Source organism: Streptacidiphilus sp. MAP12-20, from assembly GCF_041262525.1.
Taxonomy (GTDB): Bacteria; Actinomycetota; Actinomycetes; order Streptomycetales; family Streptomycetaceae; genus Streptacidiphilus.
This window is the reverse complement of sequence record NZ_JBGCCK010000005.1, coordinates 1-13536: the sequence shown is the minus strand read 5'-3', so window position 1 is coordinate 13536 and position 13536 is coordinate 1. Positions and strand designations below refer to the sequence as shown.

Below are 13536 nucleotides of genomic sequence, written 5' to 3'. Positions count from 1 at the left end.
GGTCTCGGTGCCCCATTCCTCTCAGTCGCGCGCCGTCGACCCCGGCGGTGCCGCGCCCCAGGCTTCCCGGACGGAGGGCGGCGAACCGCCCCGCGTCCCGATGCCGCGTGTCCCGATCGCCGCCCCCCAGCAGGCGTCGGCCCCTCCTCCGGGGCGTCCTCCGGCGCCGGAAGGGATGGACGTGGACGTTGCCACGGCCCTCTACCCCCCCTCGACCGTTCCCGTTCCACGACCGCCAGCTCTGGAGTCGGTCCCCGCAACCGACCCGCCCCCGCCTGCTCCCCTCCCGGTGGAGGAACCGACCCAGGACGACCTGCGCGCGGTCGAGGACGAGCCGCTGCCGTCACTCGACGACAGCGGCGGCCCCTCGGCGGACCTCTTCCGCCAGTACCTGCGCGAGATCGGCCGCATTCCGCTGCTGACGGCGGCGGACGAGGTCGAACTGGCCCGCCGCGTCGAGGCCGGTCTCTTCGCGGAGGAGTACCTGGCGCTCCGTCACGACATCGTGGACGACCAGCTCGCCGACGAGCTGGACCAGCTGATCGTCCGCGGCAGGATGGCCAAGCGCCGCCTGATCGAGGCGAACCTGAGGCTGGTCGTCTCGGTGGCCAAACGCTATGTCGGCCGCGGCCTGACCATGCTGGACCTGGTCCAGGAGGGCAACCTCGGGCTGATCCGCGCGGTGGAGAAGTTCGACTACGCGCGGGGCTACAAGTTCTCGACGTACGCGACCTGGTGGATCCGCCAGGCGATGAGCCGCGCGCTGGCCGACCAGGCCCGGACCATCCGGGTGCCGGTGCATGTGGTTGAGCTGATCAACCGGGTGGTGCGGGTCCAGCGGCGGCTGCTCCAGGAGCGCGGAGCGGAGCCGAGCACGGCGGATGTGGCAGCGGTGCTGGACCTGGCGCCGGAGCGGGTGATGGAGGTACTGCGGCTGGCGCAGGAACCGGTCTCGCTGCATGCGCCGGTGGGGGAGGAGGACGACGTCGCGCTCGGTGATCTCATCGAGGACGGAGACGCGGCTTCGCCGGTGGAGTCGGCGGCGTTCCTGCTGCTGCGCGAGCATCTTGAGGCGGTCCTCAACACCCTGGGCGAACGCGAACGCAAGGTGGTCCAGCTCCGGTACGGCTTGGCGGACGGCCGTCCGCGCACGCTGGAGGAGATCGGACGGCTCTTCGGGGTCACGCGCGAACGCATCCGCCAGATCGAGTCGAAGACCTTGAACAAGCTCCGCGACCACGCCTTCGCGGACCAACTCCGCGGCTATCTCGACTGAAACGGCGCGCAGCGTAGGGCAACTGCTCAGGTTGCACCTCCAGGGGCGCGGGGAACTGCGCGACAAGCCACCCACGGAGCTGGCAGACCGAACGTGCAGGGCCATCCGCGCAGGGTGGTTGCTCGCGCAGTTCCCCGCGCCCCTGGAGGTGCAACCCAAGCTCAGCGTGAAGAGTTGAGCTCCGGGTGGGTCTGCTTCAGGATCGCCTGGTACTGCGCGCGGACCGCGCTGCCGACCGCGGCGTCGTCCGTGGGGTCGAGGACAGTGTGAGGCGTCGGCGGTTCCCAGGTCGGGGGCTCGGCGGTGCCCGCCAGGGCCCACGCGGCTTGGCGCGCCGCGCCGATCGCTGCGAACTCGGCCTGCGCCGGGACCACCACAGGGACCCCGAAGATGCCCGGCGCAGCCGCCTGCACGGCCGGCAGGCGGCTCGCCAGGCCCGTCAGGAAGACCCGGCGGACCGGGACCCCCGCCGCGCGCAGCGCGTCCAGCGCGTCGGCGAGGCCACAGAGCATGCCCTCCACCGCCGCGCGGGCCATGTGCTCCGGCTTCATCGACTCCACCCGCAGCCCCGCCAGCGTGCCGGCGGCATGCGGGAGTGGTGGCGTGCGCTCGCCCTCCAGGAAGGGCAGCAGGACCAGGCCGTACGCGCCGGGTGTCGAGCGGAGCGCGAGCTCGCTCAGGCCCTGGAGGTCCGTGCCCAGCATCAGGGCTGTCGCGCGCAGCACGCGGGCCGCGTTGAGGGTGACCACCTGTGCCAGGTAGCGGCCGGTGCCGTCCGCGTACGTGGCGACGGCGGGGTCGGTCAGGGATTCCTCGTGCACCGCATGCACCGTCGCCGAGCTGCCCAGGGCCACCATCGCGTCGCCCGCGCCGAGCCCGAGGCCCAGCGCGGTCGCCATCGTGGAGCCCGTGCCCGCGGAGATCAGCAGGCCCTCGGGGCTGTGTCCGGCGGCCTCCGCCGGACCGAGGACGGTGGGGAACTGCTGGAGCTCGTGGCCGAGGGCCAGCGCCGCCAGGTCGGGGCGGTAGCGCTCCTCGACCGCCGACCAGTAGCCCGTGCCGGACGCGTCGCCGCGGTCCGTGGTCCGGCGGGCGGACTGGCCGAGCAGCTGCCAGACCAGCCAGTCGTGCGGGAGCAGGATCTCGGCGAGCCGCTTCGCCGACTGCGGCTCGTGGTCGGCCAGCCAGCGCAGCTTGGCGACGGTGGCAGAGGCCAGCGGGACCGCGCCGATCGCGTGCGACCAGGCCGCCGGGCCGCCCAGCTCCTCGACCAGGGCGATCGCGGACTGCGCGGCGCGCGGGTCGTTGCGCAGCATCGCGGGGCGGACCAGCACGCCGCCCGCGTCCAGGCCGAGGAGACCCTGCTGCTGGGCGGAGACGCCGATGCCGGAGATGCCTTCCAGCAGGCCGCCTTCGGCCGCCGCGCCGAGCGAGCGGAGCCATGCCTGGGGGTCGATCTCGGCCGGGGCCGAGCCGGCGGGGACGCCGGGGTGCGGAGCGCGGCTCTCGCGCAGCACGGCGCCGGTGTCGGTGTCGCAGACGGCGATCTTCGTGAACTGGGTCGAGCAGTCGATTCCCGCGGCGATGGCCATGCCGAGATCATGCCTCATCCGGTCACTCAAACGCGTGGGTTCGGGCTGCGAGGATGAAGGGCGTGGCTTCAGGCCTGGCTGTCCCAGTCGTCCAGCGTCCCGGCCCGGTTGCTCAGGTAGGGGATGCGGTCGGTGACGGCGTTCGGCAGGCGGTCGCCGACCTTGCCCGCCACCGCCTGGCCCGCCTTGCTCGCGGCGCTGCCCGCCGCCTGCTTCGCGTTACGGGTCGCGGACTGCACCGCGGAAGTCTGCTGGAGGTCCCGCGCCGTCTTGCGCAGCTGCTCGTACCGCTCCCGCCCCGCACGCGTGCCCAGCACGTAGCCGATGGCCAGGCCCGCGATGAAAGTGAGCTTGCGCATACCCTCCGCCCTTCTGCGTAAGTTGCTCTGCTGCTCGGCTGCTGCTCGGCCGCCGCTCTCCCTGGAGCCTAGGCGGGGCCGCTCGGGGCTGCCTGTTCGGCGCGCCGCCGGGGTCCGGCGAGAGCCCCGTCACATGCGCCTACCCCGGGCCGGAGGCCCCGAACCGCCGGCCGGAGGCCCCGAACCGCAATGGATTGGCGGAGCACCCCCCCACGTGCGCTAATGTATGACCCGCAGCAAGCGCCACCACGGTCCGCCGGGGTGGGGCAGCTGCGGTGAACGATCCCCCATAGCTCAATTGGCAGAGCAGCCGACTGTTAATCGGCAGGTTATTGGTTCGAGTCCAATTGGGGGAGCGCAGTATCCCTGCAGTGCCGAAGTTCGATCCCCCATAGCTCAATTGGCAGAGCAGCCGACTGTTAATCGGCAGGTTATTGGTTCGAGTCCAATTGGGGGAGCCCCTCTTTCCAGCGTCCTCGCCGTGCGCGACCGACGCTTCTCTCCGACGATGGTGGTCATGGACCCCTCCTCGGAATCACTCCCCGGCCCGCTCCAGCAGCTTGCCCGCAGCGCGTGGCAGGTGGTGCTGGTGCTCGGCGTGCTGACGCTGCTGCTCGGCGTCGCCGTGCTGGCCTGGCCCAAGGCGTCGCTCACCGTCGTCGGCGTGCTCTTCGGTCTCTACCTGCTGCTCGCGGGTGTGTTCCAGCTGGTGGCCGCGTTCGGCACCCATGTTTCGACGGCGCTGCGCGTGATGGCGTTCATCAGCGGAGCGCTTTCGATCCTGCTGGGACTTTTCTGTTTCCGTGGCGCGCTGGAATCGATTCTGCTGCTGGCGCTCTGGATCGGCATCGGCTGGTTGTTCCGGGGCATCACCCACACCATGGCCGCCGTCTCCGACCCCTTCATGCCGGCCAGGGGTTGGCAGATCTTCGGCGGCGTCGTGAGCACGCTGGGCGGCATCGTGGTGCTGGTCTCGCCGTTCGCGTCGATCGCGGTGCTGACCGTCTTCGCGGGCATCTGGCTGCTGGTGATGGGCGTGGTCGAGATCGCCACCGGGATCCAGGTCCGCAGCCGGGCGAAGTCGATTCCGCCCGGCGTTTAGCGCCCGAAGGCGTCGGCCTCAGCGCTTGATCCCGACCGCGCCGTAGGCGTGGGCGTGGGCACGTGGCAGGGCGGCGTCCTCGGGGTTGCCGTCGGGACGCCACTCGTGGACCGGGACGATGCCGGGCTCGCAGAGCTCGAATCCCGCGAACAGGGCCGCGACCTGCTCGTGGCTGCGCGGCACGAGCTGCACGCCCGCGCTGCGGTAGGTCGGGACGACGTTGTCGCCGCCGGCCGCGCGGTCCTGCTGGGGGAGCAGGTCACCGGTGATGTGGGAGATGATCAGCACGCTGCCGGGCGCGAGTTCCGAGGCGAGCCGGGCCAGGACGCGGCCCGGCTCGTCGCTGTCGGGGACGAAGTGCAGCAGGGCGACGGCGAGCAGAGCGACCGGGGCGGAGAAGTCCAGCAGTTCGCGGGCCTGCCGGGCGGCGAGGATCTTCTCCGGCTCGCGGAAGTCCGCGTCCAGGTAGGCCGTGCGGCCCTCCTGCGTGCCGCGCAGCAGCGCGCGGGCGTGGGTGAGCACGATCGGGTCGTTGTCGACGTAGACCACGCGGGAGTCGGGCGCGAAGGACTGCGCGACCTCGTGGGTGTTGTTGGCCGAGGGGATGCCGGTGCCGATGTCGAGGAACTGACGAATGCCCAGCTCCTGGGCGGCGAAGCGGACGGCTCGGCCGAGAAATCTGCGATTGGCGCGGGCGCCGGCCGGGGCCGTCGGCAACAGCTTGACCACGTGCTCGGCGGCGGCCCTGTCGGCGGGGAAGTTGTCCTTGCCGCCCAGGTAGTAGTCGTACATCCGGGCCGAGTGCGGGACGTCGGTACGCAGGTTCAGCGAGGGCTGCGCGTCCGCCGTCCGTTCGCCCGTACCGGGTTCGACACCGTCCGCACGATCCGTCATGACGGATTTCCCCCGTTCGTCCCCAAAATGTCGGCGGGCTCGGCTATATGAGGACGAGTCAGCAGGCCGCGACAGCTGTGCTGCATGGTAACGCCCGGGGTACACGACGGGTTGCGGTATTCGGGTGCTCGCGATACCGGGATGCGCGCCGTCTGGTCCGGCCGTTCGGGGCGGTCTAGCGTCGAGACATGATCACCACCGAGCGTATCGAGATCCCGGTCCCCGACGGTCCGCCCATGGGCGGCTACCTCGCCCGGCCGGAGGGCCAGGGGGAGCACCCCGGCGTGATCGTCGCCATGGAGCTGTTCGGCGTGGACGCCCACGTCCGTAAGGTCTGCGACGACCTCGCGGCGCGCGGATTCACCGCGCTGGCCCCCGACTTCTACCACCGCCTGGAGCCCGACGCGGAGTGCCCGCGCGACGACGCGGGCCGGTCCCACGGCTTCGAGCTGCTGGCCGGGCTGACCCGCGAGGGCATCCTCGCAGACGTCGGCGCGACGCTTACGCGGATGCGCGAGCTCGGCGTGCGGCCCGCCGGCATGCTCGGGCTGAGCGTCGGCGGCCACTTCACCTACCTCGCCGCCACCGCCTACGACCTGCCGGTCGCGGCCGTCTTCTACGGCGGCTGGCTGACCGGCACCGAGATGCCCTTCAGCCGCCCGGAGCCCACGCTCGCCCTGACCTCGAAGATCACCGGCAGGCTCCTCTACCTGGTCGGCGAGGAGGACCACGTCATCCCGCTCGCGGAGCAGAGCCGGATCGCCGCCGCGCTGGCCGAGGCGGGGGAGCGGCACAGCTTCGTCGCCTACCCGGGCGCCGGTCACGGCTTCCTGCGCACCGACCCGGCGGCCGCCGAGGACGCGATGGCCAGGGTGGTGGCGGCCCTGCGCGGCTGAGCCGGGCTGTCGGGGGCCGGCCGTCGCGCCCGCCGGTCGGGTCTGATAGGCAGGCTCTACCCGGTGCCGGCCGAGCGGGCGCGGGCCATCGCGGTCTGGGCCGCTGTCAGCGGCTGTGCGATGGCCTTCGGGCCCGTCGTCGGGGGTGTACTGGTCGGCCTGGACGGCTGGCGGGCCGTGTTCTGGGTGAACGTGCCGCTGGCGGTCGTGGTGCTGGCCCTCACGGTCGGCCCCTCGCTGCGCTGCCCGCGCGGTGAGCGCCGCGTCGACTGGTGGGGCCAGGCGGCCGCGTGCGCCGTGCTCGCCCTACTGACCGACGCGCTGATCGCGCTCGGCTCGACCGCCTGGGCCCACGCGGGCTGGTCGGCCGCCGGAGCGCTCGTCGCGGGCGTGGCGTTCGTCGTCCGCGAGCGGCGCAGCCCCGCGCCGGTGCTCCAGGCCTCGGTGCTCCGGGCGCCCGGCATGCGAACGATGCTGCTGGCCGGTGCCGCGGTCAACTTCGCCATGCTGGGCGTGCTCTTCCTGCTGCCGCTGCTGCTCCAGCAGACGCTTCACCTCTCCCCGGCGCTCGCCGGGGCCGCCTTCCTGCCGATGACCCTGCCGCCGGGCTTCAACCCGCTGCTGACCGGGCGTCTGGTCGCGAAGGTCGGGCCGTGGAAGCCGGCGACGGGCGGTCTCGCGCTGCTCTCGGTCGGCAGCCTGGTCTTCGCCGTGGCGGTATGGGCGGGTTCGCCGTATCCGCTGCTCGCGGCGGGGCTGCTCTGCGCGGGCTTCGGCGTCTCCTTCGCGCTGCCGGCGCTGGTCACCGCCGTGGTCGCCACCGCCCCTGAGCGCGGCATGGGCGCGGCGGGCGGCCTGCTCAACTCCGCCCGCCAGGTCGGGGCGACGCTCGGGGTGGCGGTGATGGGAGCCTTCGCGGGTGCTGCGGGCGGCGGCGGCGTCGCCCTGGCCATGCTGCTGCCGACGGTGGCCTGCGCGGCGGCGGGGACAGCGCTCTTCCGTCGCTCGCGCGGGGTGGCGGAGCGTCAGCCGTAGCCGGGGCAGGTCCTCGGCGGCCCTCGGGCGTCGCCCGCCCCCGTTCGAGTGAAAAAGGCTCCGCGGTGCATGCACCGCGGAGCCTTTTCGCTAACGTACAGCCAGGTCAACCTGAGTGGGGCCGGTGGGACTCGAACCCACGACCAAGGGATTATGAGTCCCCTGCTCTAACCGGCTGAGCTACAGCCCCGTTATGCCGCGCCTGTCGTACATCAGCACGAGCGGCCCTGTATTTGGGCCGCTCGCCGCAGCATAGCTGGTGAGACGCCGCCCGTGCGCGCGGGGTTCCATCCTTCAGGAGTGTGATCAGTCCTGACGCCGGGCCCCGGCCAGCATGCGTCGCAGAAGATCGCGGAGCTGCGCCCGCTCCTCCGCATCGAGGGCGGCCAGCGGCTCTCGGGCGAAGCCGAGCGAGGCCCGAAGCTCGGCGGCCGCGGTCCGGCCGGGCTCGGTGGCGACGACGCGCTTGACCCTTCGGTCCTCGGGGTCGGGCTGGCGCTCGACCAGGCCGCGGGCCTCCAGACGGTCGACGATGCCGGTGATGTTGGAGGGCTCGCAGGCGAGCGTCTGGGCGATCTGGCGCATCGGCAGCGGGCCGCGCCGGAGGAGGGCCAGCACCTTGGCCTGGGCGCCGGTGAGCGAGCGCGCGGCCGCGGCCACGTCGTACTCCTTGTGGAAGACCCCGACCAGGGCGGCCATCAGCTCGACGACCTCCTGGGTGAGCGGGTCGCCGGGGTCGCCGGGGTCGCCGGGATTGGTCGGATCGGCCGGCTCGGTGTGCTGGTGCATGCTTCGAGGCTACCTGAATATTTGACATGCTGAACCTTTTCCCCCAACGTTGCTTGAGGTAGTCAACGTTTCAGGCTGAAAGAGAACCGCCATGACTGAGCCGATCCCGACCGTCCCCGCCACCGCCCGCGAGTGGCAGCTCGCCGCCCGCCCGCAGGGCTGGCCCGCCGACGCCGACTTCGCCCTGGTCGAGGCGCCCGTCGCCGCCCCGGAGCCGGGCCGGATCCTGGTCCGCAACGAGTACCTCTCGGTCGACCCCTACATGCGCGGCCGGATGAACGACGTGAAGTCCTACGCCCCGCCGTACCAGCTGGGCGAGGCCATGCAGGGCGGAGCCGTCGGTCGGGTCGTCGCCTCCGCCGCCGAGGGCTTCCAGGTCGGCGACGCGGTGCTGCACGGGCTCGGCTGGCGCGAGTACGCCGACGTCCCCGCCCAGCACGCGATCAAGGTGGACGCGTCGGCCGTGCCGATCGAGGCCTACCTCGGCGTACTCGGCATGCCCGGACTGACCGCCTACGCCGGACTGCTGCGCGCGGGCCGGTTCCAGGAGGGCGACGCCGTCTTCGTCTCCGGTGCGGCCGGAGCGGTGGGCAGCGTCGTCGGGCAGGTGGCGAAGCTGCGGGGCGCCTCGCTGGTCGTCGGCAGCGCCGGCTCGGACGAGAAGGTGCGCAGGCTGGTCGAGGAGTTCGGCTTCGACGCCGCCTTCAACTACAAGAACGGCGACATCGCGGGGCAGCTGGCGAAGGCCGCCCCCGAAGGCATCGACGTCTACTTCGACAACGTCGGCGGCGAGCACCTGGAGGCCGCGATCGGCGCCCTCAAGGTGCACGGCCGCGCCGTGCTCTGCGGCGCGATCGCCCAGTACAACGACACCACCCCGCCGGCCGCTCCGCGCAACCTGGCGATGGTGATCGGCAAGCGGCTCAGCCTGAACGGCATGCTCGTCGGCGACCACTACGACCTGCAGCCCGAGTTCGTCGCCGAGGTCGGCGGCTGGCTTCGTGACGGCCGGCTGCGCTTCGAGGAGACGGTGGTGGACGGCTTCGACAACGCGGTGGACGCGTTCCTCGGCCTGCTGCGCGGCGCGAACACCGGGAAGATGCTCGTCCGGATCGGCTGAGGGGTATCGGCTGAGTCGGATCGGCTGAGCCGGTCTGACAATCAGTCAGCAGTGGTGCGACCACTCGGGCGGATCAACGTGCCGTCCGGGTGGTTCCGCTGGACTACGGCCCGCGCGGCCGAGTTCAGCGGTACCGTTTCTGCCCAGGGTCACGTGGTCGACAGGTCCGGCGCGCACGGCCCGATCCGAGAATCTCGGCTGTGGAGTCGTTCGGTGGTTTATCGCAATCTGATATGGGTAGTCGTCAGCCCATAACAGAAATACCGGACATACCGTCATCAGACGTACCGGAACGACGTGGGACGAGACCGCTGGGGAAGGCGCCCCTCGCACCACAATGGAGGTCCGGTGACGACTCGTGGAGTTCTCTATGTGCACTCCGCGCCGCGCGCACTCTGCCCGCACGTCGAGTGGGCCGTGGCCGGCGTGCTCGGGCAGCGCGTGAGCCTGGACTGGATCCGTCAGCCGGTGGCACCCGGCACCTGGCGGGCCGAGCTCTCCTGGCAGGGCGCGCCCGACACCGCCTCCCGGCTCGCCTCGGCGCTGCGCGGCTGGCACCTGCTGCGCTTCGAGGTGACCGCCGAGCCGGTGACCGGCGCCGAGGGGGAGCGTTTCAGCAGCACGCCCGAGCTGGGCATCTTCCATGCCGTGACGGGCGTTCACGGCGACATCATGATCCCGGAGGACCGCCTCCGCGCGGCGCTGCTCCGCGCGCGCCTGGGCGACGGCGGGCTGGAGTCGGAGATCTGCCGCCTGCTCGGCAAGCCCTGGGACGACGAACTGGAGCCGTTCCGTCACGCCGGCGACGGCGCACCGGTTCGCTGGCTGCATCAGGTCGTCTGAACACGAAGAGAAATTCCCGCCGGTCGGGGGCCCCCGACCGGGGGGCGTGCGCGAGATCGGTTGCGCCCCACAACTGCGCCTGATTCCACGGGCGTCATGGGCGCCCTCTTGTCCGGGTATGCCTTGGATGTCGCGCCGCTGCCCGCCTCCTCGCGTCCTATATCCGTAGCTGATTGTTCATTTGGCGGACAATCAGAACATGCTGCGCCAAAGCTGACGCTGTATCCACTCCCAGGGGTGGCAGATGTCGAATCTCCCCTCGGACGACTCTTGCGCCACAAAACACAGCCCGTGTACACATCAGACCGGGATCGATCGAACAGTTGTCGCTCCTCGCCGCTCTTCTTGCCCTGACGGACCGTCATCTTGGAGTCGTCATCACCACCGCGAACCACACCTCTCGTGTCAGCCGCGCCCGGATAGCCACGGTCGCCACCGCCGCGCTGGCGCTGGCCTCCGGCTCGCTGGCCCTGGCCGCCCCCTCTCAGGCCCGCACGCCCGTTCCGGCCCCGAAGACCGTCGCCGACAGCCACCCCGCCTGGGCGACCGGCCACGCCGACCAGGGCAGCCTCGCTGCGGCGACGCAGCTCACGGCCACCGTCTACCTGCAGGGCCAGGACCCGGCCGGACTCGCCGCCTACGCCAAGGCGGTCTCGGACCGGAACAACCCGAGCTACCGCAAGTTCCTCTCCACCTCGCAGTTCCGCGCCCGCTTCGGCGCGACCGACGCGCAGATCGCCGCCGTCCAGTCGTGGCTGCGCGGCGCCGGCGTGACGGTCCTCAGCACGACGCAGCACGCTGTCAAGGTCTCCGGCAGCAGCGAGGCCATGGCCCGTGCGTTCGGCACCCGCATCCACCAGTTCAGCGTCGGCGGCAAGCTGGTCCACGCGCCCGTGAGCGACGTGGTCGTTCCGGCCGCGGTCGCCGACTCGGTGCTCGGCGTCATCGGACTGAGCTCCCACGTGGGACAGGTCGCCAAGCCGCAGTCGGTCAAGGTCCGCGACACGCTCGCCGGCTCCGGCAGCAAGCCCGGCGACGGCCTGCCGCAGGTCTCGACCTGCTCCGACTACTGGGGCCAGAAGATCGCCACCGGCGCCCCCCAGGGCTACGTCAACGGCGCGGTCCCCTTCGACCAGTGCTCCTTCGTCCCCTCGCAGCTGCGCAAGGCCTACGGGATCACCGCCTCGGGCCTCACCGGCAAGGGCGCGACCGTTGCCGTCATTGACGCCTACGGCTCGCCGACGATGCTGTCTGACGCGAACACCTTCGCCACCGCCCACGGTGACCAGGCATTCCGGGCCGGCCAGTACTCCGAGGTCGTCGACCAGTCCAAGTGGACCCAGCAGGACGCCTGCGGCGGCGCCGCGGGCTGGGCCGGCGAGGAGTCTCTGGACGTCGAGATGGTGCACGGGCTCGCCCCCGACGCCAAGGTCGTCTACGTCGGCGCCAACTCCTGCATGGACCCCGACCTGATGGCCTCGCTGGCCACCGTCGTCGACCAGCACCTGGCGGATGTCGTCTCCAACTCCTGGAGCGAGATCATGCACACCACCGACCAGGGCGACATGGCGCAGACCACGATCGCGGCGTACGAGCAGATCTTCCAGCAGGGCGCGATCGAGGGCATCGGCTTTGACTTCTCGGCGGGCGACTGCGGCGACCAGTCGCCGACCGCCGCCGCGACCGGCGTCAACTGCCAGAAGGACACCCCGCGCGCGCAGGCCGACTATCCGTCGTCGAGCCCCTGGGTCACCGACGTCGGCGGCACCGCGCTCGGCCTGGCCGACAAGAGCGGCAAGTACGGCTTCGAGACCTCCATGGGCAACCTCCGCTCGGTCCTCTCGGTCGACGGCAAGTCCTGGAACCCCAACCCCGGCTTCTTCTACTTCGGCGGTGGCGGCGGCACCAGCGAGGACTTCGCCCAGCCGTGGTACCAGCAGGGCGTCGTCCCCGGTTCCCTTTCGCACACGCTCATGACCGGCGCGCACAGCAGCACCGCGCAGCGGGTCACCCCGGACGTGGCGATGAACGGCGACCTGTACACCTCGGTCCTGGTCGGCCAGACCAGCGGCGGCGTCTACAGCGAGGGCGGCGTGGGCGGCACCAGCGTCTCGGCGCCGCTGTTCTCCGCGGTCCAGGCGGACGCGATCGAGGCCCAGGGCTCGCCGATCGGCTTCGCCAACCCGGAGATCTACCTCCGCTCGCAGCTCGGCCTCTTCCGTGACGTCGTCAACAAGCAGGCACTGCACCACAAGGCGCCGCTGAGCAACGTCGTCGACTTCGGCGTGATCGGCGGCTCGCTCCGGGTCCGCCTGATCGCCTTCGGCGAGGACACCAGCCTGCAGGCGACCCCCGGCTTCGACAACGCCACGGGTGTCGGCTCGCCGACCGCCGCCTACCTGGACTCGTTCCTGTGGGGCGACTGGGCGTCAGGTCTCGCGAACAAGCGCTGACGCTCGCAGTCGTCGTCAACGCTGACTGGGCCCGGTCGGGGAGTGCCTTCCCCACCGGGCCCAGATCACTGTTCCGGCCACCACCAGGACGACGCCGACGGCGAGCCAGGGCCAGGGGCTCCACTCCTCGGTGCAGCTGTGCGCGTCGCAGACGTTCCCCGGGCCGCCGCGGTTCAGCCAGCCGATCCACAGCGGCATCAGGCCCGCGCCGGCGATCAGGCCGGGCGTGCCGCGCTGTGAACGCTGGAGGCGTCCCAGCATGACCAAGCCGACCAGCGTCAGAGCGCCGACGTAGAGGCCGATCGTCAGGATCGTCAGCAGTGCGGTCACCGCCCCGGCGCCGACTCCGGCCCAGGCCAGGAACCAGGGCCAACTGCGGCTGGAACGCTGGGGGTTCACGATTTCCTCCGTGGCGTGAAGAGATCGAGCAGCGAGGCGAGGGAAGCGGCGCGGTCGAACAGCGCGAGCGCGGGCGCGCGGTCTCCGTCGAGGTTGGCGAGCAGTTCCAGGCCGAGATAGAGCGCGACGACGCCGTGGGCGAGCTCGTCGGGCCCGCCCAGCCGCGCGGCGGGCGTCCCGCGCAACGCGTCGGCGGCGAAGCCGCGCCAGGGCTGGAGCCGCTCGGCGACCTCGGGACGCAGGGAGTCGTCCGACTGGGCGGCGGCGATCATCTCGACGAGGACGGCGACGTGGCCGTGGTCGAGATCCTCCTCGAACACGGCGCGGGCGGTCCTGACGAGCTCCTTCAGACTCCGGCTCTCGTCCACCATCGCCTGGTACCGCGCACGCCTTGACTCGGCGACCCGGTCCAGCGCGGCGAGCAGCAGGCGCTCGACGGAACCGAAGTGATAGAAGATCAGCGCCTGATTGCAGCCCGCCCGCGCCGCGATCTCGCGTGCGCTGGCGTGCGCGTGCCCCTTCTCGCGGAGCGTCGCGATCGCACCTTCGATCAGCGCATCGCGGGTTTCTGCTGTGGCCATGGCCGCCCCCGTTTTTGAGCACTCGCTCAAAACCGAAGATAGACCCGGGCCATGCAAACGTCCAGGGGGCGGGGAACCTGAGGCAATTGAGCATCCCGAATGGGGGCGCGGGGAACTGCGCGAGCAACCACCCTGTGCGGATGGCCCTGCTCGCTGAGCGACCCACCACCTGGGGTGGCTTGTCGCGCAGTTCCCCG

Annotated in this window: 13 protein-coding genes and 3 tRNA genes; 9 read left to right on the top strand and 7 right to left on the bottom strand. The window is 71.5% G+C overall.

The window, feature by feature from the left end; genetic code table 11:
* Window positions 1-7 precede the first annotated feature (7 nt).
* Window positions 8-1276 (top strand): RNA polymerase sigma factor, encoded by a 1269-nt coding sequence (locus tag ABIA32_RS07925; protein WP_370093181.1) that lies wholly within the window; start codon window positions 8-10, stop codon window positions 1274-1276.
* Window positions 1277-1437: 161 nt separating this feature from the next.
* Here the strand turns inward: ABIA32_RS07925 and ABIA32_RS07920 are convergent, their stop codons facing one another.
* Window positions 1438-2868 (bottom strand): FGGY family carbohydrate kinase, encoded by a 1431-nt coding sequence (locus tag ABIA32_RS07920; RefSeq protein WP_370093180.1) that lies wholly within the window; start codon window positions 2866-2868, stop codon window positions 1438-1440.
* Between the two features lie 68 nt (window positions 2869-2936).
* On the bottom strand, window positions 2937-3227 hold the full coding sequence (locus ABIA32_RS07915; protein WP_370093178.1) for a hypothetical protein: 291 nt from the start codon (window positions 3225-3227) through the stop codon (window positions 2937-2939).
* A 283-nt stretch (window positions 3228-3510) separates the two neighbouring features.
* On the opposite strand from ABIA32_RS07915, the gene ABIA32_RS07910 reads away from it, so the two are divergent.
* The 3 genes from ABIA32_RS07910 to ABIA32_RS07900 all read left to right on the top strand — a co-directional run bounded on the left by ABIA32_RS07910 (window position 3511) and on the right by ABIA32_RS07900 (window position 4329).
* Window positions 3511-3583: transfer RNA gene (locus ABIA32_RS07910), tRNA-Asn, on the top strand.
* 29 nt (window positions 3584-3612) lie between these two features.
* Window positions 3613-3685 (top strand) — tRNA-Asn (locus ABIA32_RS07905).
* Window positions 3686-3708: 23 nt separating this feature from the next.
* A complete protein-coding gene (locus tag ABIA32_RS07900) occupies window positions 3709-4329 on the top strand; it encodes an HdeD family acid-resistance protein (protein WP_370093177.1) in 621 nt (206 codons plus the stop codon).
* Between the two features lie 18 nt (window positions 4330-4347).
* Here ABIA32_RS07900 and ABIA32_RS07895 read toward each other — a convergent pair whose 3' ends face one another.
* A complete protein-coding gene (locus ABIA32_RS07895; protein ID WP_370093176.1) occupies window positions 4348-5223 on the bottom strand; it encodes an SAM-dependent methyltransferase in 876 nt (291 codons plus the stop codon).
* A gap of 188 nt (window positions 5224-5411) precedes the next feature.
* Here ABIA32_RS07895 and ABIA32_RS07890 point away from each other — a divergent pair, with 188 nt between their 5' ends.
* Window positions 5412-6119, top strand: a complete 708-nt coding sequence (locus ABIA32_RS07890; protein WP_370093175.1) for a dienelactone hydrolase family protein — start codon at window positions 5412-5414, stop codon at window positions 6117-6119.
* 6 nt (window positions 6120-6125) lie between these two features.
* A complete protein-coding gene (locus ABIA32_RS07885) occupies window positions 6126-7154 on the top strand; it encodes an MFS transporter (RefSeq protein WP_370093493.1) in 1029 nt (342 codons plus the stop codon).
* Between the two features lie 116 nt (window positions 7155-7270).
* Here ABIA32_RS07885 and ABIA32_RS07880 read toward each other — a convergent pair.
* Both ABIA32_RS07880 and ABIA32_RS07875 read right to left on the bottom strand, forming a co-directional pair.
* Window positions 7271-7344 (bottom strand) — tRNA-Ile (locus tag ABIA32_RS07880).
* Between the two features lie 116 nt (window positions 7345-7460).
* Window positions 7461-7943 (bottom strand): MarR family winged helix-turn-helix transcriptional regulator, encoded by a 483-nt coding sequence (locus tag ABIA32_RS07875; RefSeq protein WP_370093174.1) that lies wholly within the window; start codon window positions 7941-7943, stop codon window positions 7461-7463.
* Window positions 7944-8034: 91 nt separating this feature from the next.
* Here ABIA32_RS07875 and ABIA32_RS07870 point away from each other — a divergent pair, with 91 nt between their 5' ends.
* The 3 genes from ABIA32_RS07870 (at window position 8035) to ABIA32_RS07860 (ending at window position 12359) form a co-directional block, all read left to right on the top strand.
* Window positions 8035-9063 (top strand): NADP-dependent oxidoreductase, encoded by a 1029-nt coding sequence (locus ABIA32_RS07870; RefSeq protein ID WP_370093173.1) that lies wholly within the window; start codon window positions 8035-8037, stop codon window positions 9061-9063.
* A 348-nt stretch (window positions 9064-9411) separates the two neighbouring features.
* Window positions 9412-9906, top strand: a complete 495-nt coding sequence (locus ABIA32_RS07865) for a DUF3145 domain-containing protein (RefSeq protein WP_370093171.1) — start codon at window positions 9412-9414, stop codon at window positions 9904-9906.
* A gap of 323 nt (window positions 9907-10229) precedes the next feature.
* Window positions 10230-12359 carry a protease pro-enzyme activation domain-containing protein gene (locus ABIA32_RS07860; RefSeq protein WP_370093170.1) on the top strand — a complete coding sequence of 710 codons (2130 nt, stop codon included), beginning with the start codon at window positions 10230-10232 and terminating at the stop codon, window positions 12357-12359.
* A gap of 15 nt (window positions 12360-12374) precedes the next feature.
* On the opposite strand, the gene ABIA32_RS07855 is transcribed toward ABIA32_RS07860, so the two are convergent.
* Together ABIA32_RS07855 and ABIA32_RS07850 are read right to left on the bottom strand one after the other, a co-directional pair.
* Entirely contained in the window at window positions 12375-12758 is a 384-nt protein-coding gene (locus ABIA32_RS07855; protein WP_370093169.1) for a hypothetical protein, read from the bottom strand.
* Entirely contained in the window at window positions 12755-13339 is a 585-nt protein-coding gene (locus ABIA32_RS07850; RefSeq protein WP_370093168.1) for a TetR/AcrR family transcriptional regulator, read from the bottom strand. Before ABIA32_RS07850 ends, ABIA32_RS07855 begins: the two co-directional genes overlap by 4 nt.
* Window positions 13340-13536: the final 197 nt, after the last annotated feature.

What these genes read in the sequence shown, in the direction of transcription:
- ABIA32_RS07920 (WP_370093180.1), bottom strand. Translation starts at nt 2,868, where the DNA reads ATGGCCATCGCCGCGGGAATCGACTGCTCGACCCAGTTCACGAAGATC.
- ABIA32_RS07870 (WP_370093173.1), top strand. Translation starts at nt 8,035, where the DNA reads ATGACTGAGCCGATCCCGACCGTCCCCGCCACCGCCCGCGAGTGGCAG.
- ABIA32_RS07850 (WP_370093168.1), bottom strand. Translation starts at nt 13,339, where the DNA reads ATGGCCACAGCAGAAACCCGCGATGCGCTGATCGAAGGTGCGATCGCG.
- ABIA32_RS07890 (WP_370093175.1), top strand. Translation starts at nt 5,412, where the DNA reads ATGATCACCACCGAGCGTATCGAGATCCCGGTCCCCGACGGTCCGCCC.
- ABIA32_RS07875 (WP_370093174.1), bottom strand. Translation starts at nt 7,943, where the DNA reads ATGCACCAGCACACCGAGCCGGCCGATCCGACCAATCCCGGCGACCCC.
- ABIA32_RS07915 (WP_370093178.1), bottom strand. Translation starts at nt 3,227, where the DNA reads ATGCGCAAGCTCACTTTCATCGCGGGCCTGGCCATCGGCTACGTGCTG.
- ABIA32_RS07895 (WP_370093176.1), bottom strand. Translation starts at nt 5,223, where the DNA reads ATGACGGATCGTGCGGACGGTGTCGAACCCGGTACGGGCGAACGGACG.